The organism is Paenibacillus sp. FSL R7-269 (assembly GCF_000517865.1).
In the GTDB taxonomy this organism is placed as follows: Bacteria; Bacillota; Bacilli; order Paenibacillales; family Paenibacillaceae; genus Paenibacillus_AQ.
In genome coordinates this window covers 164377-184955 of record NZ_ASPS01000019.1, presented here as the reverse complement: position 1 = coordinate 184955, position 20579 = coordinate 164377, and the positions used below count along the sequence as shown (strand labels likewise).

Genomic DNA, 20579 nt, shown 5'->3' with positions numbered 1-20579 from the left:
GCAAACACTCCTTTTCCCATTCAAATCTGTTGACGGCTTAACGATACCATCTGGTGTTCCCTCCGCTAACGCAGGTGTCATATTCACGCGAGATCATGTCGTTTTCGAGGATGAAAATGTATAATGTAGGGATAAATGCAAAGGTGGAGAAGCCGATGATTCATATTGCTGTGTGTGACGATGAGCCCCGCGCAGCCGGAGAGGCCGAGCGCCTGATTCTGGAAACCGGAGAACACTTAAACGAGCCTATTGAAATTTCCATATATTATTCAGGAGAAAGCTTTGCCCGGGCCCTCCGAGATGGCAGCCAGTTCGATATTATCTTGATGGACATTGAGCTGGGCGGTCTGGACGGCATTGCGGCGGGACAACTGCTGAGGGAAGATGACGGCAATGATCCGGTGCAGCTTATCTATATTTCCAGCCATGAAGAATACCATATGCAGCTGTTTGACTTGCGTCCGTCGGGGTTCATGAAAAAGCCGGTAACGCCGGAGAGCTTCAAGCAGAAGCTGGTCCGGGCCATACATAAGACCCTCCGTCTCCGGCAGCAGGGCCGGACTAACTTCCTTGCAGTACAGCTGAAGAACCAGGAACTAAGGATTCCTCACAGGGACATTCATTATCTGGAGAGCAGCATCCGGCGGATTACACTGGTTACTCATGATCGGACACTGCAATACTACGGGAAGCTAATAGAGGAGGAGCAGAAGCTGGCGTCCAGCCATTTCGTAAGAATTCACCAGTCCTATATCGTGAACTTCTATTCAATCCAGGCCATCAGCGCCAAAAAAATCATTCTCACCACCGGCTGTGAGCTGCCGGTCAGCAGCAAATATAGCCCCGCTGTGCGCAGGGCCTATCTTCATTTCAGGGGGGAGCTGGTATGAATTCCTTACTCCTCGATGAAATCATATATCTCGCTGTACTACCGCTCCTGTCAGTCATACTGCATCTCTTCTTCAGCCGCTTCTTCACCTGCCGTGTAGAATCACGGCTGCGGCTGACCGCCTTTTATATTCTGTATATTGGTGTTCATGCTCTGCTCCATCACAGCTCCCTGCCCGGCTTGCTGCTGATGGCTGCTAATATCGGACTGATCCTGGGTCTGTCCCTGCTCTACAGGGGCAGCCTTGCCTGGCGGTTATACGCTGCGGTGTTTATCTCTGCTGTAATTATCCTCAGCGATGCAGCGGTTCTTCTGCCGCGTACAGACTTCGGTTACAGGCTTGGCTTGCTGCTCTCGAAGCTCTTGATGCTATTGCTCGTGCTGCTGCTGCGCAGGCTGGTGAAAGACGAGGGCCGGGGCCAGCCAAACGGATGGTTAGGGTCTGTTGTCTTTCTCTGTCCTTGTCTTAGCATTGCGGTATTGCTGAAGTTATCCGGCAGTCCCTTCTTCCAGCTATATCCGCAGTTATTCCCTATTGTTCCCGCCTTGCTGCTCGCTATCAATCTCTTGATCTTCCTCCTGATTGACCGCGTGCTGAACGCGCAGTCTGAACGCAGCCAGCGCCTGCTGCTGGAGCAGCAGAACAGCTATTATGTGAACCAATACCACCGGAACCGGGAATTTCAGGAGGAAGCTCTCCGCTTCCGCCATGACTTCAACCATATTCTGCTGGGCCTGCGCTCCAGAATTCTCAGCGGAGAAGAAGCCGCCTCTACAGCCGAGCTGGACGCTCTGCTGGGCTCGACTGGACAAGCCCAAGCTTACTGCAACACGGGCAACCCGGTTATTGACTCCATTCTGGACTACAAACGGCAGGAGGCATTCACAGCAGAGATAGATCTCCGTCTGGAGCTGAGCCTTCCTCCCCGGCTGATGCTCGATACCGCTGTTATCAGCGTTATTCTGGGCAATGCCCTTGACAATGCACGGGAAGCAGTCAGCCTGATCCCCAAGGAACAGGGAACAGAACGGTACATCGCGGTCCATATGCATTATCTGAATGACAGCTTATTTATACGGATTCAGAATCCGTATGCCGGGTCTGTCCTCCAAGGCCCAGGCGGCGAGCTGCTGACGACCAAAAGCGATAAGCGCTCCCACGGGATCGGACTGCGGAATATCCGCCAGACGATGGAGCGGGCCGGCGGGCTGTTTCAGCTTGCTTACAGCGGCCAGCTGTTTCAGCTGGAGCTGGTGCTTTTTCATATGGAGAGAGATGAACGCGGCGGAAGACTAGTGTCCGAGGGGGAATGATGGGGAATGGGGCCTACTTCAGTTTCTTGCGTTCGCTGCGGGGCTTAGGCCTATGGTTGCTGTCCCATAACTCCTTGTGCATCAAGCCTGCGAATACAAGCATGACGAGGGTCAGCACCAGCACATACTCCCGCAGGATATCGGATAAGCTGCCGGACAGGTTCAGCCCGAGAATAATGTTCAGCCTTCCCCACAGCAGATTGAGACACAGGAGTGCTACTGCCCCATAAGTTACCCACACACTGCGGAGGTACAAATTATAGGTGCGCATAGGTCCCCGTCCGATGAAATATTTGCTGTAACGGATAACATACGCGGTAAAAGCGATCAAGGCGATCAGTTCCAGTGTAATCAGGATCAAGTCAATAATGTCCATGCAGATCATCTCCCCTTCTACCTAAGCCCGTGCGGTGCAGATCAATAAGCCTCTCTAGATCATTGGATTCATACGCCTCCTGAATTTGGCCCAGGGTCTCAATTTCCCGTTTGACCCGGCTGGGCTTCAGCTCGTGCTTGCGAAAGATATCGAGGAGCTTCACTTGTTGACGACCTCCTCATCATTAGGTTTTCTCTCTGCGGTTCCTCTCTCAATCAGCAGCTTCACGAGCGTACGGTTATATTCGCTAAGCTGCTTCTCATTCTCCTCATCGCGTTTCTGATAATTCTGTATGACTTTCTCTTTATTCGCAATTTGCTTAATACTCCAGATCAAGGCAGTAGATAACAGAACATTCAGCACGACCGAACCATTGTTATCCACGAAAAGGCCAGTCAATGCACTGAAATCCATCTGTATCCCCCCATTTCCTAATGTAATCGGAACGGATTCGCGCCTTTACCCCTGTCCACATTTTTGGCGAAATTCCTTGCCGCCACTCTAACAGAATCACCCTCAAGCTAATCTACTCTAGCAACAGCCATTCTGATTGGGTTGAGCAGCAAAAAAAACCGGAAGACCCGTAATCCGGGCCCTCCGGAGAAGGCTGAAACAGCGCTTATTTGAGTTCCGAGATCCGCCGGACCAGGGAATCATACAGGTAGATTAGGTCACCGGAGGGCTTGATGCCAAGCTCGCGGCTCAGCAGCCGCACGTAGTCTGTGTAGACGGCATTCAGACCTTTTTTGTCTCCGGCCAGTTCGTGAACGGCCATCAGCTTGCGGATCACCGATTCATCCAGCGGATTCCGCTTGTTCAGCTTCAGCAGCAGCTTGGAGGCCGCAGCGGAATCCCGGCTGGCAATGAGCGCTGCGGCCAGCCGTTTGACGAAGGAGGCATACAATTCCGCATAACGCTCCGTCTCATGGATGGCCCACACATAAGCCTTGTCGCCGAACAGCTCCCCTGTATAGAGCTGCTCGATACGCATAGCCCTCTCTATATCCGGGAGTTCAATGGTGTGCAAGGCGGCTGCCTCCTGCTCAAATTGCAGATAGTCGATAACCGGCGCCTGAAGCTCAAGCGCATACCCGTCGTTCTCCGAACGGATGGCTTCCCGCAGGCCCAGCGGCTCCAGAGATTTGCGCAGTTGATAGACGGTAGTGTTAAGATAGCTCTCCGCATTGGTCTTATGCATGCCGCCGAAGATATCCGCAACCAGCCTGCTCCGGGGGACGCGCTTCCCCCGGAGCAGCAGCAGATAGGCAAACAGCTCAGCACATTTACGTGAGGTCCATTTGACCCGGCCTGCCCCGCTGCTGACGGCAACATCCCCAAGCATCGTGAGCGTTACCCGGCCGGAACCGGCCGGAGCCTGCACCTCCGGCTGAGGGGAGAGCCGTGCTGGCGCAGCCCGCCGCTGGGTAAGCACCCGGTTCACTGTGCGCGCAAGCCGCTCCTGGGAGACCGGCTTGACCAAATAATCCAGCACGGACAAGTCGTAAGCCTCCAGGGCAAATTCCTTATGTGAGGTCACGAACACAATTTGCACCGGAGAAGCGGCAGCCGCCAGCCTGGCTGCAAAGGCCATGCCGCCTTCTCCCGGCATAGAGAGGTCTACGAAGGCAAGCTCCACATCCGGGTGCTCCACCAGAAAGGCAGCAGCCGACTTCGTATCTGTGAACGTACCCGCAAGCTCAACTTCAGGCAGTTTAAGCAGCATAGTGCTAAGGATCAGATGCATCATCCGTTCATCATCGACCAGTATAACCTTCACTTGCATATCTCCTCCCTCCCGCTGCCCGTTACTCCATCCGTTCGCCTCCTGCCGATCCCGGCAAGGTGAAGAAGAAGGTGGTTCCACTACCCGGCTTGCTCTCAAACCACAGGCTCCCGCCATGAATGCGCACAAATTCACGCGCGAGCGCCAGGCCGAAGCGGGCATCTCCTGCCTCCTCTCCCAGCGGCGCCTTCAGAATCGGCTCCTCCAGGCGCAGCATGTCTGCGGTCGCTTCATCAATACCGATCCCGTCATCGCGGACAGACAAGATCACCTTGTCCTCTTCAAACAGGGCTTCAACCACAATAGAGCCGCCTATCCCAGTGAATTTGATAGCGTTAGAGAGCAGATTGCGCAGGATCAGATCCAGCATCTCTTTATCCGCCCGGACGGTTAATTCGCTGCCGATACGCTCCGTCAGGCGGATCTGCTTCATCCCGGCCTTCGTACCCGCCAGCATCAGGGCCTGCCGGACCACCTGCTGCACACTCCAGACCTGCGGATGGAACGACACTGTCCCCTTCTGGCTGCGGTACCAGTCCAGCAGATTGTCAACAAGCTGGAACGTATTCCGCACCTGCCCTTTAATCTCCCGCACCACCTCCGCATGCTCCCCATCTGCAGCTGTCAGCCCGTCGCCCAGCAGCTCTGTCAGGCTGACCAGCAGTGCTACCGGATCGCGGATATCGTGGGCCACAATGGTGAACAGCTTATCCTTGAAGGCATTCAGCTCGGACAGCTGCCGGGCATTCTCGCGCAGCCGGACCTCGCTCTCCTTCAGCTCGGTAATGTCGCTGACCAAGAGGATTTTGCCGATAGGGGTGCTGCCTGTATCATGAATGAAGGACAGGCTGCAATTATAGTACATACGCCTGCCAGCTTGGAGCCGCTCATAGGCAAACCGCTCGTCCTCATCGCTTAAGCCCCTGAGACGTTCAAGCAGCTCCCCGCTGCCGGCAAGCACCTCCGTCATATCCGCCGGGTAGCGCCGCCTGCTCCCAAGCTCGGGAAACATCTTCTCTGCGGCACGGTTGTAGCTGACGATCTGATTCTCATAATCGAACAGAAGGACACCGTCCCGGATCGTCTCGAACACCTGCGCCATAGCCAGCGGAGTCAGACGGAGCAGGTTGAATCTGAGGATGCCCCAGGCGTAGGCGATGCCCGATACTGCAAATCCGAACGGCGTAAGATCTATTCGGGTTCCGGTCCACAGGAACAGATTGAGCAGCATAGGCGCAACCGCACCCAGAAGCAGAACAGCAATCTGTTTGCGTACAATCGGCAGCGCCCGCACAAACATGGATATGAACAGCGCAATCCCGCCAAGCAGCACCAGATAATTATACGCAGCATGGATGTTATACCACAGCCCCTTGACGGTGTAATACAAGGAGACTGAAGGGTCCGTATTCAGCAGAAATTCCCGATAGATCAGATGATGCCAGTCATTGGTGAGCTGCAGGATGAAGATGACGGCGGGGATCAGGAACAACAAGGCAATCAGTCGCTTACGGAAGCGCGCAGCGGCTCCGGTGAATTGAATCGCTTGTACCAGCCATAAGGTGGAGACAAAGGGAATACCCAGATATTGAATGTGCAGCGCCAGCTTCACCTGGCTTAAGTTCCCGCTAAGCAGCTCAAGACCATAGCCGAAGGCGTAGAAGGCTGCTGTCAGCATAATCAGAATCATCGTTCTGGCAACAGGCAGATGTCTTTTCTGGTACGACAGGAACGAGACAAACAGCATCAGTGCTGCTGCAATAAAAAGCATAATCGACATCCAATGCCTACTTTCCACGGCTGCGTCTCCCTTAATAACAAATTCTATTAAGTTAGGATAGCACCTTCCGGGTCGGGGTGTCCACGCCTTGATTTTCCATGACAGGTTACCGGCAAAGGCCGGTCCTTATGCGGACCGGCCTTTGCTGCAGCCTCATTTCTTACTTGGATACTTTATAGATAATCTTGGATAACGTCATGACCAGCTTGTAGTAATTACTGAAGTCACTAATATACTTGCCTGCCGCCTTTTCGAACATCTTGAGGACAATCTTGGCCCCGATATAATCGCGGTAGACATCCCATACGGCTCCTGCCGAATCCAGCACATTGGCTCCTGATACAATCAGCACCTTCAGTGCATCTTCCGGTTCAATCCCTTCCGTCACCTTCAGCTGATTGGTGGCATCGGCGATACTGATCCTTCCGTTACGCATGGCGGACACCACTACAATCATGGCGATTTCATTGTTGTCCAGCAGCATGCGCTCCACGCTGCTAAGACTGTCATAGAATTCCCGCTGTTTCACGGTGGATACCTTTTTGAGAATACGATAGGTCTCCTTCAGCACGCCGCCCGTGGCCATCTGAATCGCCGTTCCCAGATCCACGAGTGAGATCAGCCCGGAATCCAGCATTCCCTGGGCGATATCATCCATGGTCCAGCCGCCAATCCCCACCAGCAATCCCAGCAGCCAGACCGGCTGATAATTGATCGCGATCAACGCACCTGCTACTTCACTGACCTGTGTAAATCCTCCGTCATACAGTGCTTTGGCTAAGTAATAGTGACTCATACTGCCCTTATACTTATTCAGCAGCTTGGCAATATCAGTTGCGGACAAGCCGAGCTGCTGTCTCAGAACTGCAATGGTATTGTCGGTCTCCACATTCCGGTAGCGGATGTATTCGCTTGGTGTATAGCCATTGCTGATCAGCCATTGCAGCTGCTCGTCCACGGACCAGCTTTTGCCTAGGAAAACCAGTGCCCGTACCACCGGAAGCCCAAGCTTCCTGAGAATCGCAGCAATGCTATCCCCGCCTTCTCCGATAATTTCAAGTCCGCCCATAATGGCTTCACCATCGTAGCCCTGCTCACGCATGGCAAGGGCAATCTCCGCGATTGGTGCATCCGGCAATCCTGCTCTTACGATCTTAAGAACCTTGTAAGGGGTCAGACTCCACTTGCGCAAGTATTGAACGATAGCGGCTGGTGTATTTACGCCGAGCTGCACCAGCTGTATTCCCTGCTCCTCTTCCGTGCCTGCATTCTGACGCATTTCGTTGAAATAATTGTAGCGCATCTTCAGGATGCTGGCGTTGTCGTAGCCCAGGCTCCGCAGTGTATCTACCAGGTAGCCGGACGGTGCCAGCTCAAGCAGTCCCCGCAGATCCAGTTCGGCAGCGACATCATTCGCACTCGCTCCCCGGTCTTTCATACGCTTCAGATAAGTATAGAGCGGATCAGCCCCGAACACTTCGGTTACCGCTGCCCGGACTCGCTCCGCAGGCATCACCGCCGTAGTGATTGCATCCAGCACACCGAGAGCGTCCAGATTGAACATCACCTTCAGCGCAAGCACGATATCGGTATCCCTGAATTTCGCCTTCATATAGTTCGCCACCGTTCCCGGGCTGCCCATAGAGGTTGCCGGAATCAGCTTCGCGAGATAACCGATATTCGTGCTGCTGTAATACACCGTAGTGACGGCCAGACCAAGCTCCGGCCCCTTGACATGCACGGCCAGCAGGGCGGTTGCTTCATCGGCACCCAAGTGATAAGCATCCTTCAAATACTGGAGGATATCCTGCACCGGTGTACCTTGCTTATAGAGCAGGCTTACAGCAGCCTCTGTACCCGTGATTCCATACAGATCAAGTACTTGCTGAAGAGTTCCAGAGGATGTGCCCACTGCGAAATACATTTCGGCCACTGTCTTCTGTACCGCATCCGCAGTGTAAATACCCAGTCCGTTCAGGACGTCCTTCGCCTCTGCCTCTGTCTTGCCATAGCTCTTCTTCAGTAATTCTGCGATATACGCCATCCGGTAGCCGCTTGTACTCAAGACCTGCGCCGCTTGCGGGGCGTCTGTAAAGATGCCCTGCGCTCTGAAGAGCTCCATCACAGCGGGATCATACGCAGTGCCATATATAGCACTGATGCTGCTCAGAACCGCAGAGCTATGGAACGAGCCATCGGCAAGCAGCAATGCTGCCGCTGCGGCCGCAGATTGGCCGTTATACTCTTTGAGCATTCTGACAATTTCCTGTAGCGGGTAGCCTGCGTTCCATAGATAGGCAATGGCCGCTGGCTCCCCTGTAATTCCAGCTTCCTGCAGGATTGATTGAGGCGTGGCAGCCGTAGTGCCTTCCTCCGCAGTTGTGCCGTAGACCTGCCGTACAGTCCATTCTATAATGCTGGCGTCTTCCAATTGGAGAGACAGTAAGGCGTCATAGGTAGCCTGTAGCGTATTACCGTAGTAGTTCTTGGATACTTCGCTCACATCCTGCAGTGTGTAGCCCAGCGAACGAAGATATGGCGCTGCATCCTGGATGGAAGCAATACCGCTGCGGTTCAGCAGCTCCTCTACACTCTCATTCACCGGCTTGCCATAGAATTCCGCCACAGCAGCCAGAAGGTCTGCAGCCGGATATCTCCCGGATTGCAGCAGGCTGTAAGTTGTCTCTCCGGCGCTGAGCTTGTAGTGCGTCTTGCCTGCAAGCACCAGGTCGGCTAGTGTAAATCCGGCGCTTATCAGCTCCGGCACAGCATCAGCGAACACGGTGATCCCCAGCGCATTCAGCGTATCGAGCCGGGTCTGCGTCAGATTCTGTCCGTATACATAGGACACCGCACTCTGGATGTCCTCATCACTATAAGTGCCCTCGACAGTCAGAGCGGCGGCAGTCTCACCGGCCGTTAACCGGTAATGCTCCTTGCCCACCCGGACGATCCCGTTCAGATCGAACTTCATGTTGCGCAGGAAGGTTACGGCAGATTCCAGGGTGACCAGCCCGCTGGCTGCCAGTGAATCCACGATACTCTCACGCTGCGAGGTCCGGTAGATATCCGTCACTCCCGCAAGGATATCCTCCTGGCGGTATAACCGGGAATCTGTGAGCAGCTGCAAGGCGGTTCCCGCAGATAATCCGTATTCTGTCTTGGCCAGCCTGATGCTGTTCGCCAGACTGAACCGGGCCTGGAACACAAAGGCAATGGCTCCCTCGAAGGAGGGGTCTCCCTGACGGACAAGCAGTGCATGGATCACCTGCTCTACGGACAGTCCATAGACAGAGGCAAGGGTCGTTACCAGTACATTTTTATCTGCCAGAATATTCTTCTGCACGAAGAGCAGTGCGGTCTGACCTGCGTCCTGGTGGAAGGCGTCTTTGGCAGAGACCGCAATTTCTTTGGGAGCAAATCCCGCATTCCACAGATATTCAACAGCTGCGCCTACTTCAGTAATTCCCTGCTCCTGCAGCGCTTCTGCTACCGTACTTCCGAGCGTCTGTTCGTATACGGAAGCAAGCCCGGAGAGAATAAGACTCTGATCATTCGGATAAGCGGCGGTAAGCAGCTTGGCTGCTTCTCCGGCCGTAAGCCCGTAATAATCCTTGAGTGCGCGGGCAATATCAGGCAGCTTATAGCCGCCCTTCTGCAGAAATTCCAGTCCGTCTCCCGGCGATTCGGACTTGGCCGCACTCAGCAGCTGGGCAATGGTAATCTGCTGCTGGCTATACAGCGACTGCAGCAGCGCAAGCGTTGCCTTCAGGTTGCCCCGCACTCCGGCATGGATCAGCAGCCCCCGCATCACCTCATCCTGGCTGAATCCGCCCTGAATCAGGGCCGGGCCCACCTTGTCCGACTGCCAGTAGGCAGGGTATCGCGCGGCGAGCGTATTAATCACGGAGGCAGCCGTAGCCCCTTGTGCCCGCAGCGTCTGAATCCACAACGCGATTGGATCGCTGCCGTAGGCCCAGGCCGCTGCCCGGCCGATATCCTCCTGATCCTCGTCAGTCTGCTGGAGCAGCTGTGCCACCGCAGCAGCGCTATCCAGCCCGTAGGCTTCGCGCAGGACCAGCGCCCGGTCCTTCAGCGGATAAGGAGCCAGCCGGTCAATGACCTGGCTCATGGTAAGACCTTTTGTAACCAAATAGGCAGTCACATCACTTGCTGCAATTCCGTATGTGCTGAAGACAGACACCCATTCACTCCACCCTTGGCGGTCGAATTCCGCAGCGACTTCTTCGAAGGAATACCCCGCATTTTTCAGCGCAGAGATCAGGTAAGGCATTCCCTTCGCTCTGACACCCCCTGTAGGGTAGAGATTAATCGTTCCTTCCACAATCATGTTCAAGGTATAGCTGCTGGATAAGCTCATGGCCACCGTAATCTCCGGCAGGGTTGCACCAGCGAAAAGATACTGGGTATCCTTCACCACCGTACGTACATCACAAGCGCAGCCGAACCGGGACAAGGCCTCTGTGCGCTCCAGCTCCACCCAATCCTGAATTGTGAGGCCCATCTGCCGGATAAGCGGCTTGGCAATTTCATATTTATCCCACAGCGTGGAGTTGCTCATAACAGCCGCTAGTGCGGTAGCATCCGCCTTCCCATCTACATCCTGGGCGAACACGGTACGCAGCGCCGTCAGGACTTGGTCTGCTTCGTAACGGTTATTGTAATCATGGTAGAACAGATCCATGGCTCCGCTCAACGTCAGCGCTGTTCCCGCTTGAATATAGGCATCATGCATCGTCTGCAGCGATTGTACCGGCGTCTTGCCCGCCAGCCTGAATTGTCTGAACAATTCATAAGGATGGCTGCCCTGCTTCAGATAATAATCTGCTAAGAGAACCGGATCATATCCCCCATCCAATAGGTATTTCAGGATATGCTCCCGCTGGGTCTGGGTAAGCCCTGGAGAGAGCGCCGCAATGCTTGCCGGAAGCTCTGCACGGAACTGCTCCCGCAGCAGCGCGGCCCGTGCTGAAGGCTCATATCCGCCAGCAGCGAACTGGGCAAGGATATCGCTTAACGGGGTACCCGCCGATACCCATAAATCATTCACAATGAGGGCAATTTCCTGCACCTCATAGTGCTTGGCCGTTAAGGCGCTAATGATAACAGCGGCTCCGTCACCGGCTGCTTTCACCGCTTCAGCCGCATCCCGGGCAGACACCTTGGCATTAAGCAGCTCTGCCGCCGCATCCTGCTGCGAATACTCCCTCCGCAGCAGAGCATACGTGTAGGCTGCCGGGAAGCCGGCGTCCATGAAGGCCTGCCGCATTTCAGCCGCACTGGCGTAGCTGTACTGCTCTGCAATCGCCTTGCTCACCTCCGCCGCCGGATATCCGGCTTGGGACAGCCAGGTTGCACTTGTAACCGCACTCTCCTGGTACAGCTCTTTAATGACCGCTGCCGATTTCGTTGCCGGCTGCTTGCCTTCGGCCATAGCAGACACCGTCTGTGCCGGATTCAGACCATATGCATTCTGGACAGCTCCGGCAATCCCGTTGCTGTCATAACCCGTACGCCCGAGTAACTCCACGGTATTTCCGCTTGTTTCATTCCAGTTCTCCCTCAGGACCTTCGCCGCTTCTGTCACCGGTACATTGTAGCGCTTCAGATATCCCAAGATGTCTTTGCTGAGCAGACCGAATCGCTGGAGGACCGGGCCAATCTCACTGGCCGAATAGCCTGCCGAGAGGAGCTCACCTATAATCAATCCATCATACGCAGCCGTAGCTGGCTTAAGCGAATTGTAAGCATCAAAGAGCGCTGACGCATCCGCGTTCATTGCATACAGGATAGGAGTGATTTCTGAACGGATCATCCCGTATTCGACCAGCACCGCACGGTACAGATTCGCTGCCTTGAAGCCGCCGTCCCGCAGAAGCTCCGCCGTCTCCAGCGCCGTCTTGCCATATTGCTTGTGAAGGATTTGAGCCGGATAGGCTGCATCGTTCTTATAGGCATAGCTGGAGACGAACCCGGCCAGGGTCGCCGCATTGGCCACCGGCAATTCGTCAAAGACCGCCAGGAACGTCTGATTGACCGCCTTCACCCGGTTCACGCCGGTGTAAGCTACCGATACCGTAGAGGCTGAGCCAATTACCCGGCCGCTGCTATTCCAGCTCAGGAGAATCTGCGCCGGATCTGCGCCGAGTGCCGCAGTTACGGAGCTCTGCCATTGTCCGTCGATCTTAACGGAGAAGGAACCGCTTGCTGTTACACTGGCCAGCGGCTTGTCGAACGTCAGGATCACCTGGGTTCCGCTCTCTGAAGAGGTTGCATCCATCAGTTGCGGCGGCGCGCTTATATTATTCACCGTCAGCTCCGCCCCGAGCTCATACCCCGCTGCGCTCAGCCGCAGCTTGAATTCCTTATTGTAGGCCAGGTTCGCTGCCACTTTGTACGTCTGGCCGAAGTCTGTGGTGGACACTGCGCCCAGTGTGACCGGGTTGTTGCCGGCGTCCTGCAAGCTGAACTGTACATCTGGAACCGGCGCACTGAAGCTTACAGTGAAGCCATTCTCATTCACTCCTGTGAGGCTTGAGGCAACACGGTAAGCCACGTACACTTTAGCCGCTGCGCCAAAATCATACCCCGCTTTCTTCAGAGTCAGCATATACGTACTACCTTCAGCAAGCTGAGCTTGAATGATGAAGGTACCAGCGTCAGTTCCCGCTGCGATCCCCGTCACCTTGATCTTATCGCCTGCAGCCGTAAGAAGCTCCACATCCTCAGGCAGCAACGTGATAGACTTGCGGGCCAGCAGCACACTTATTCCGCCGGTATCCGCACGGGTGACCTGGCTCGTAACCGCAACCGGCAGAACCACTTCCAGCGGCCCTTCTACCGGGTGGATTGAATCCTGCACCGTAAGTGTGTACGTTTGTCCGGCACTTATAGGCACCCGCACCTGATATACTTTGCCCGCATCTGCTGTACCGGGATTAGCATCATAGAGTGAGCTTGCGGTAAGGGTTATATCCTGCCCGTCCGGTCCGCTAAGGCGAACGGAAGACAGCTTCAGATCAGGCACGGCCTTGCTCAGATTCAGACTGAAGCCTGAGGTACTAATGCTACCCGCAGTCAACTGCAGCATCGGAAGAACATCCACATGAACCGACGGGCCAAAATCATACCCCTTAGCGGTCAAGGCCAGCCGGTATCCCGCCCCTTCTATTAGCTTCGCTGCCGCTTGGTACGTCAGCCCGCCGTCCGCCGTCACCAGGGAATCAAGCGCAACAGCCTCACCGCTGCTGTCCTTCAGCAGAATGTGATTGACCTTCAAATCTGGAACTGCGGATTGCAGGCGCAGAGTGAACCCGTTCTTGGACAGCGTCTCAATAGACTTGGCGACAGGCTGCAGCACCGTGAACGGCAGCACCATTCCGAAATCATACCCGTCAGCCGCAATACTCAGGCTGTAATCCGTTCCAAATTGCAGCGCCGCCCGCACAGCGTAGGTTGCACCGCCATCTGCCGTGCTTGCCGCAGATGCAACGCTCTGATTGCCCTCCGCATCCTTCAAGATGAAGCTGGCTGCGTGAAGTCCCGGAACAGCCGGGTCCAGCTTCACCGTCAGCCCGTCTTTTTGTATGGAGTCATAGCTCAGTGCGATGGGAACCGGTACCTTCACCGCAAGCGGGGCTCCGAAGTCGTAGCCTGCCGCAGTCACAGTCAGCGTATAGACCGCTCCAGCTGTAAGATTAGCAGATAACGAATACGCGGCTCCCGCATTCAGCTCTTTGACAGCTGTAACCGGAATGGCCTGCCCGGCAGCATCCACCAGCTTGAAGCTGCCTGCCTTAAGCCCGCCAACAGCCGGGTTCAGGAGAACCGTTACCCCTTGCCCGTTAACCGGCCCTGTCTCACTTGTAATCACACTTGGCAGCGTAGCAGACAAGACCTCCCCGAAGTCATGGCCCGTCTGTTGCAGCGCAATCGTATAGGTCTGGCCTCCGGCAAAGGCTGCCTTCAGGCGGTAGGTCAAGCCATGGTCGTCCGTCACCGCAGAGGACACAGGCAACGCTTGCCCCCTGCTGTCTTTGACCGTGAAATCAGCGGCGCTAAGTCCGAAGACACCGGGATTCAGTCCGATCTCCACGTAATCCGAGCCTGTTCTCAGCACAGCCGCGCTGATCATCGCCGGAACCTCAATGAAGAGCGGAGCACCGAAGTCATATCCCTGCCTCGCAATGCGCAGCGCGTAACGCTCGGTTCCCCAGAAGCTCGCTTCCACCTTATAGGTGAATCCTCCGTCTGCCGTAGATATTTTCAAGGGATGAGTCTGGAGTGTGTTCTCCCCTTGGGTAATGTTGAAATCGCCCGGCAGTAGACTTGGCATCGCTTGATCGAAACGGACGGTGAACGCCTGATTGTTCCCGCTCTCCATCCCCTCGAACGCAGCCGCAACAGCCTGAATGGACAACGGCAGCTCCGTACCCAGATCATATCCCGCCACATGCAGGCCCAGCTTATACTGCACGCCTGCCTTCAGATAGACACTAACCTCATAAGACCGTCCTGCATCCCGGGTAAGGATCGAACGGAGGTTAACCGTTTCTCCCTGCTCATCCGTCAGGCTGAGATTCCCGGGGTCCAGACTGAGCGGGGAAGACAGATTCAGCTTGAAGCCGGTCAGCGACAGCTGATCCACCGTGACCGCAGCCGCATTCAGGGTGAACGGGTCAATGCTGTCAAACACATACGGCGCCTTCGCAGCAATCTTCACCGTGTACGTCTTGCCGCCGGATAGCGGAACAAGCACGTTATAGCTGCCTGGAGCAGTGGAAGCCTGGAGGGATTGTACCGCAGCGATATTTCCCCCTTTATCAGTGACGGTAATGTCCGCAGCACTCAGACCGGGCACCTCCGAGCTAAGAACAAGCTTGAAGCCGCTCCGCGACTGGCTGTGAATAATTGCATATACCCCAATCTGGAAGCCCACGGTAAGCGGTGCTCCGAACAGATAGCCGGGATACTTCGCCTGCAGGGTATACGTCTCGAAGGCGTCAAATTTCCCTTCAATGTTATACATCGCGCTATCCGGACCTTGAGAGGTCACCGTAATTGCGGTCTTGCGGCCTTTGCTGTCATACAGGGTGAAGTGCTCCTGTGTCATATCCGCCAGATTCGGCGCAACCGACACCACAATCTTGTTCCGCACAGTGCCGACCAGCCAGATTGCAGCCGACGCCAAGATATCGAAGGAGACCGGTGATGCCAGCCGGAATTCCTCTCTCGCCAGATCCAGCATATACCCCTTGCCTGCTGCCGCCGCATTCAGCGTCACCTGGTAGCTTAACCCCTGATCCGTTGTCTTAAGTGAATAATCGGATTCTGGGAGCAGATTGCCGCTTGGATCGCGGAGAATCAATTGCTGCGGGGTGAGACCGGGAACCCGGGAGCTGAATTGAAGCTTGAACCCCAGTACCGTCACATTGCTGACCACAGCCGTAATCGTTGCAGATATTGAAAAAGCAACCGGTTCATTCACCTGATAAGCTACATCAGGCTTGTACTGCACCGTATACGTCTGTCCGCCTGCAAAGGCACCGGCCAGAGTGTAATGAGCGCCCCCATCCGTGGTCGCCGCTGATGTCAGTGCAATGCTGTCACCGGAGGCATTCCGGATCACAAAATGCCGCTGGGCCAGCCCCGGAACCGGCGCATCCAGCTGCACCTTCACGCTTGCTGTCGTCGCCTCCGTAACTGTCAGCGCTGGCGGCAGCCGGAAGGAGACCGGATTCATTGAGAATTCATCCTTGTCCAGCTTAACCATATAGGCCATACCCGGCTTCAGCTGATTGCCCGGCACTCGAATCTGGTAGCTCGCCCCGCCGTCTGCCGACTCGAACAGATTCGGATAATAGAGCGTGCCCGCTTCATCCGTTAACGACAGTCCCAGATAATTCTCAATCTCCGGGAACGCGGGAGTGAACTTCAAGGTGAACCGCCCGTCCTTCGTTACATCCGCTATGCTGGCGGCAATCCACTTATTCACATGGAACGTAACCGGCGAGTCGAAGAGGATGAACCCTTTCTTCAGCACGATCGTGTAGTCTGCATTCTCCGCAAGTGTTACCCGCACACGATAGGTCCCGCCATTGTCACTCGTGCTTAATGTAATTCCGCTTAGCTTGTTATTCTGCGCATCCGTGATCGTGAGGTCACCAGGAAGCAGGCCCATCACCGGATTGGCAAAAGAAAGCTCGAAGCCTGTACTCGTGATCTTCGATACACTTGTTGTTCCTGCGTCTGTGGTAGCCGCAACCTTGAAATTCACACCCGCTTCCGGCAAATGCCCGGCCAGCTTCAGATTGTAGCTGCCTCCCGCCAGATGGGCCGACAGCCGGTAGCTTGCGCCCTGGTCCGCCGTTGACGCCGAGGATATCACTACCGGATCACCTGTATCGTTGTTGAGCAATACGAAACTCCCGGCATCCAGCCCATCCACGGCATAATCAAGCTTCGCAAGCAACCCATTGTTCTCAATCTCTCCGACAGAGACTGTAGCGGTTAGCGGAACCAAGAAAGAGACAACGTTCGGGTCCACCTCCGCATCCAGCGCGAGACTATAGTAGCCCGGAGTCAAGGCGGCTGAGAACTGATAGCTTCCGCCTTCCGGATCATTCATGACCGCCTTCTTGATGGGAACCTCCGGGCCTCCAAAAGCCTTGGTTAGCTTAAAGCCGTATTGCATATTAATCTTCATCGCAGGTGCCATCACCAGCGTGAAGCCGCTGTAAGTCGGATCTACCACCGTGTTCTGGGCATACACATAAATCTTCTTCGGCGCGCCGAAGTCATACCCGTCCGCATGGGCAGATACGTAATAACTCTGACCGCCCTCTCCGTCAAAAGTCACTACATAAATCCGCTGCTGGTTATCCCACGTCACACCTGTAATCGCAACCTCACGGCCTGCCAGATCCGTGGCGCTGAAATGTTCAGCCGTCAAATCCGGCACGCGCGGATTCAGTCCGGCCATGAATTGGGTCGGCTTCCGCCCCGCTCCCCACACATTCAGAGTCGCATTCACCAGTGTGGCCGGCTTCCCGAAGCTGTAGCCCGGAGCCGTAAGGCCAAGTACAAATGGGCCTCCGGCATTAATCTCCGTGGTCAGCAGCTTGTAGGTGCGGCCCCCGTCACTGGAGCTCGCCGAGTCCAATACAACCGCCCCGCCGCTGCTATTCTTAAGCTCAAAGGCTGAGACTGTTAACCCAGGTACCGCCCGCCCGAAGTGAACCGTAAGGCCGCTATAAGCACCAGGGTATCCGTCGAAGGTCGTATACTTACTGATCTCCACTGTCTCAGGAACAATTACGGTCCCTTGTATGAACCGTCCGTCATAGAGATTGACGCGGTAAGCATAACTTCCTGCTGCCGGCAGATCCGCAGCTATCATTGCCGATGTTCTGTCCGGGCTAAACTGGACTTCATCCACCGCTACGGCCCCGCCGCCCGGAGCCTGCAGAGTCATATCGCCTGCCGGGAAGTCCGGTGCGCCCTGCGCAAACCGCAGCTCGAATCCGCTATGCGTCACCCAGCCTGCCGAAGAGGGAACTTCCTCTGCCTGGACCGCCAGAGCCGCCGGTTCGGTGAACTCATACCCGTCCATATCAAGTGAAAGGGTATACGAATCCTTCGGCGCCAGGCTGGCCCACACTTCATATTGCCGGCCGGGAACCACTGTACTAAGCATGTCGATACTGACAGGCTCGCCTGCCGCATTCTCCAGCACCAGGCTCAGCGAATCTACATCCGGCACTGTCTTATCCATGGACAGGATGAAGCCGTAAGTACGTACGGTGCCAACCGAAGGTTCAACCTTCACCTTGCCTGCGGCTGGTACAGTCACTTCAAGCGCTGTCCCGAAGCTATAGCCGCTCCGTTCCATACTAAGCGTGTAGCTGCTGCCCGGGACAAGCCCTGCCGTAATCGTGTATACACCGCCATCCTCTGTGGAAGCCGCTCCGTCCACCGGAACGCTGCTGCCATCCCCCACTGACAAGGCGAAATGGGCAGCGGTCATTCCCGCTACTGGCGGATTCAAGGATACCTGGAAGCCCGTCTCCGTGATGCCGTAGACCTCAGCAGATACTGAGATCACCACCGGGTCCGTGACCGGAACGAATACGGACACAACCCCGCCGAAGTGGTAGCCCGCCTTCGTCACGGTTAACAAGTAGGTAGCCCCTTCCTGCAAGCCGGCTGCCAGCCGGTAAGAGGTTCCGCCATTAAGAGCGGCAGCCTCTTGAATAGCTAATGCCTCGCCCGTCCCGCTGCGCTTCAGGGTGAAGCCGGACAGCGGCACATCCGCGACCGGCTGATCGAATTGGACCTCCAGGCCAGCTGCGGTGATATTCTGCACCGCCGTAGCCACCCGAATATCCTCCGGTATGATCACTGGAACAACGAAGGTAACCGGGGCGCCGAAGACATACCCTGCCTTGGAGAGAGTCACAGAGTAGGTCTCTCCCTCCTTCAAGTCTGCGGCAACCCGGTAAGTGCTTCCTCCGTTCAGTGAGCCGATGAAGGAGATCCCGACAGCCTGTCCCGCGGCATCCTTCAGCAAGAGCTCTGCTGCTGTCAGATTCGCAACAGGCTTGCTGAAGCTAAGCATGAAGCCTCCCAGGGTGCCAAGTGAAGCAGTGACTGCTACCTCAAGCGGCTGCCCTGCAGGCGGCAGGGTCGGCTGAGGCGTTGGGGACGGAGTCGCTGTTGGGGATGGCGGGGTCGTCGGATTGCTTCCGCCACCGCCGCCTCCACCACCACTTCCTCCGCCAGTTCCACCTGCTCCACCTGCTCCGGCAGGAGCCGTGCTTGCAGCCGGAGCAGTAACCGTGTACTCTCCGCGTGTCGTAGTCTCCACGCTGCCTGGGGAACGTTCAAACACTACTTTCGGAGCATCTACCAGCGCCTTCACGATTTCCCCAGTGCCCGATACACTGGCTGTGCCATGCAGCTCCAGATCACTCACCTTAACGCCTTCGTTCAGTGTAATGGCCGAACTACTAACTCCCCCGGCAACGCTTAAGCGGCCAATGGTCCCTGAGGTGACCACAACCTTGACGTTGCTCTTAATCTCCACCGAGCTGAAGTCTCCGCTCAGGGTAACTTCACCCGACCCTGAAATGACCACTCCCTCAATCCCGCCGGAAGCTGTCCCGCTCTGCTCTGACTCAAGCTTAGCATCAGACTGGACATTCAACTGCCTGATGATCGTTGTCCCACCGATGACAACCCGTACCAGACCATCCGCGCGATCTACGGTTACAACTCCGAGCCGGGACTGATTGATATGTACACTATGGGCACCGCCGCCTTGAATATCCGTGCTGCCCTGTACCGTCACCTGTTCAAGGTAGATCTCTCCGTCTCCAACCTTGGAGCCGATGAGCAGATTTCCTTGAACCTGTATATTGCGCAGCTTTATGCCCGGCGCATTCAGGGTAAGATCACCGGCCACGGTGAACGAGCCTGTAGCAGGACCATAAGTGCCGTCGGTCTCCAAGGTCTTCGCCGGAGGAATGATCCCTCCCTCTGCATGACTGCCGGACTGCTGCTTCAGACGATCCAGCAGCACAACGGCTTCGGCCCGAGTAAGCTGCCGTGAAGCTGCAATCGTTCCATCCGGGAAACCCTTCATGTAACCGGCACTTAGTACAGCACCCAGTGCATCACGGCCATAGCCCGGAATACTGCCCGCATCCTTGAACACCTTCAGCGGATCTTCGCCGTCCTTCATCAGCACAGGCGTAAGCTTGGCGAGCATCACAGCCGCCTCCACCCGTGACAACGGCTTGTCCGGCTGGAAGGTCCCGTCAGGAAATCCCGTCACATATCCGGCCTGGACCGCTGCCTGCACCTGTGAGACGAACCAGGCCGCAGAGGGAACATCCTTGAAGCTGATCTTTCCCGTTCCCTGGTAAGCAAACAAGCGGTTCACTAACGCCACAAACTCTATGCGTGAGATAGCCTGATCAGGCCGGAAACTTCCATCCTGGAAGCCTTTGATATACCCGCCTCCTATCCATTCGCTCATTTGCGGCTCCGCCCAATGACCGCTAATATCACTCGCAGCAGAGGCGGTCCCGTTCACAGCCGCAGCTTCTGCCTGGCCAGTCTGCCAAAGTCCGGGATTCCACAGCCCCGCAATTAGACTGACAATCAACAGCCAATGGAGCAAGAGCCTGATTTTCTGTTTTGCCCGGTGGTTCTTCACGTCAATTCCCCCTTCATCACAGCACCCATATTTTCGACAATCTTTGAGATTTTTCTCATAGACAAAATCATATCTTGTATATTCGAGTCTAAAGGAAGGGAATAAAAGAATAATGAAAACTTTAAAGGACAAACAGAGAAAAACCGCGCAGCAGCAAGGCTTCGCGGTTTTTCTTAGATGAGATAAATATTTTGAGGC

8 protein-coding genes are annotated in these 20579 nt (G+C 55.5%); 2 read left to right on the top strand and 6 right to left on the bottom strand.

The window, feature by feature from the left end; all coding sequences use genetic code 11:
• The first annotated feature begins 155 nt into the window (after nucleotides 1-155).
• On the top strand, nucleotides 156-890 hold the full coding sequence (locus C162_RS09290; RefSeq protein ID WP_162174451.1) for a LytR/AlgR family response regulator transcription factor: 735 nt from the start codon (nucleotides 156-158) through the stop codon (nucleotides 888-890).
• On the top strand, nucleotides 887-2203 hold the full coding sequence (locus tag C162_RS09285) for an ATP-binding protein (RefSeq protein WP_036693743.1): 1317 nt from the start codon (nucleotides 887-889) through the stop codon (nucleotides 2201-2203). The genes C162_RS09290 and C162_RS09285 overlap by 4 nt, the downstream gene beginning before the upstream one ends.
• Before the next feature lie 13 nt (nucleotides 2204-2216).
• Here the strand turns inward: C162_RS09285 and C162_RS09280 are convergent, their stop codons facing one another.
• The 6 genes from C162_RS09280 to C162_RS09260 all read right to left on the bottom strand — a co-directional run bounded on the left by C162_RS09280 (nucleotide 2217) and on the right by C162_RS09260 (nucleotide 20381).
• Nucleotides 2217-2579, bottom strand: a complete 363-nt coding sequence (locus tag C162_RS09280; RefSeq protein WP_036693741.1) for a hypothetical protein — start codon at nucleotides 2577-2579, stop codon at nucleotides 2217-2219.
• A complete protein-coding gene (locus C162_RS35930) occupies nucleotides 2566-2742 on the bottom strand; it encodes a hypothetical protein (RefSeq protein ID WP_155991288.1) in 177 nt (58 codons plus the stop codon). Before C162_RS35930 ends, C162_RS09280 begins: the two co-directional genes overlap by 14 nt.
• Nucleotides 2739-2993 carry a hypothetical protein gene (locus C162_RS09275; protein WP_036693739.1) on the bottom strand — a complete coding sequence of 85 codons (255 nt, stop codon included), beginning with the start codon at nucleotides 2991-2993 and terminating at the stop codon, nucleotides 2739-2741. Before C162_RS09275 ends, C162_RS35930 begins: the two co-directional genes overlap by 4 nt.
• A 205-nt stretch (nucleotides 2994-3198) precedes the next feature.
• Nucleotides 3199-4362 (bottom strand): response regulator, encoded by a 1164-nt coding sequence (locus C162_RS09270; RefSeq protein ID WP_051493343.1) that lies wholly within the window; start codon nucleotides 4360-4362, stop codon nucleotides 3199-3201.
• Nucleotides 4363-4384: 22 nt separating this feature from the next.
• Nucleotides 4385-6160: a sensor histidine kinase gene (locus C162_RS09265; protein ID WP_156949592.1), complete on the bottom strand. Its 1776-nt coding sequence runs from the start codon at nucleotides 6158-6160 to the stop codon at nucleotides 4385-4387.
• 142 nt (nucleotides 6161-6302) lie between these two features.
• Complete coding sequence (locus C162_RS09260; RefSeq protein WP_036693736.1) at nucleotides 6303-20381, bottom strand: S-layer homology domain-containing protein; 14079 nt, start codon at nucleotides 20379-20381, stop codon at nucleotides 6303-6305.
• Between the last annotated feature and the right edge of the window lie 198 nt (nucleotides 20382-20579).

Excerpts from the sequence above, each read along its gene's own strand:
- C162_RS09290 (WP_162174451.1), top strand. The coding sequence starts at position 156 with ATGATTCATATTGCTGTGTGTGACGATGAGCCCCGCGCAGCCGGAGAG.
- C162_RS09285 (WP_036693743.1), top strand. The coding sequence starts at position 887 with ATGAATTCCTTACTCCTCGATGAAATCATATATCTCGCTGTACTACCG.
- C162_RS09280 (WP_036693741.1), bottom strand. The coding sequence starts at position 2,579 with ATGGACATTATTGACTTGATCCTGATTACACTGGAACTGATCGCCTTG.
- C162_RS09275 (WP_036693739.1), bottom strand. The coding sequence starts at position 2,993 with ATGGATTTCAGTGCATTGACTGGCCTTTTCGTGGATAACAATGGTTCG.
- C162_RS09270 (WP_051493343.1), bottom strand. The coding sequence starts at position 4,362 with ATGCAAGTGAAGGTTATACTGGTCGATGATGAACGGATGATGCATCTG.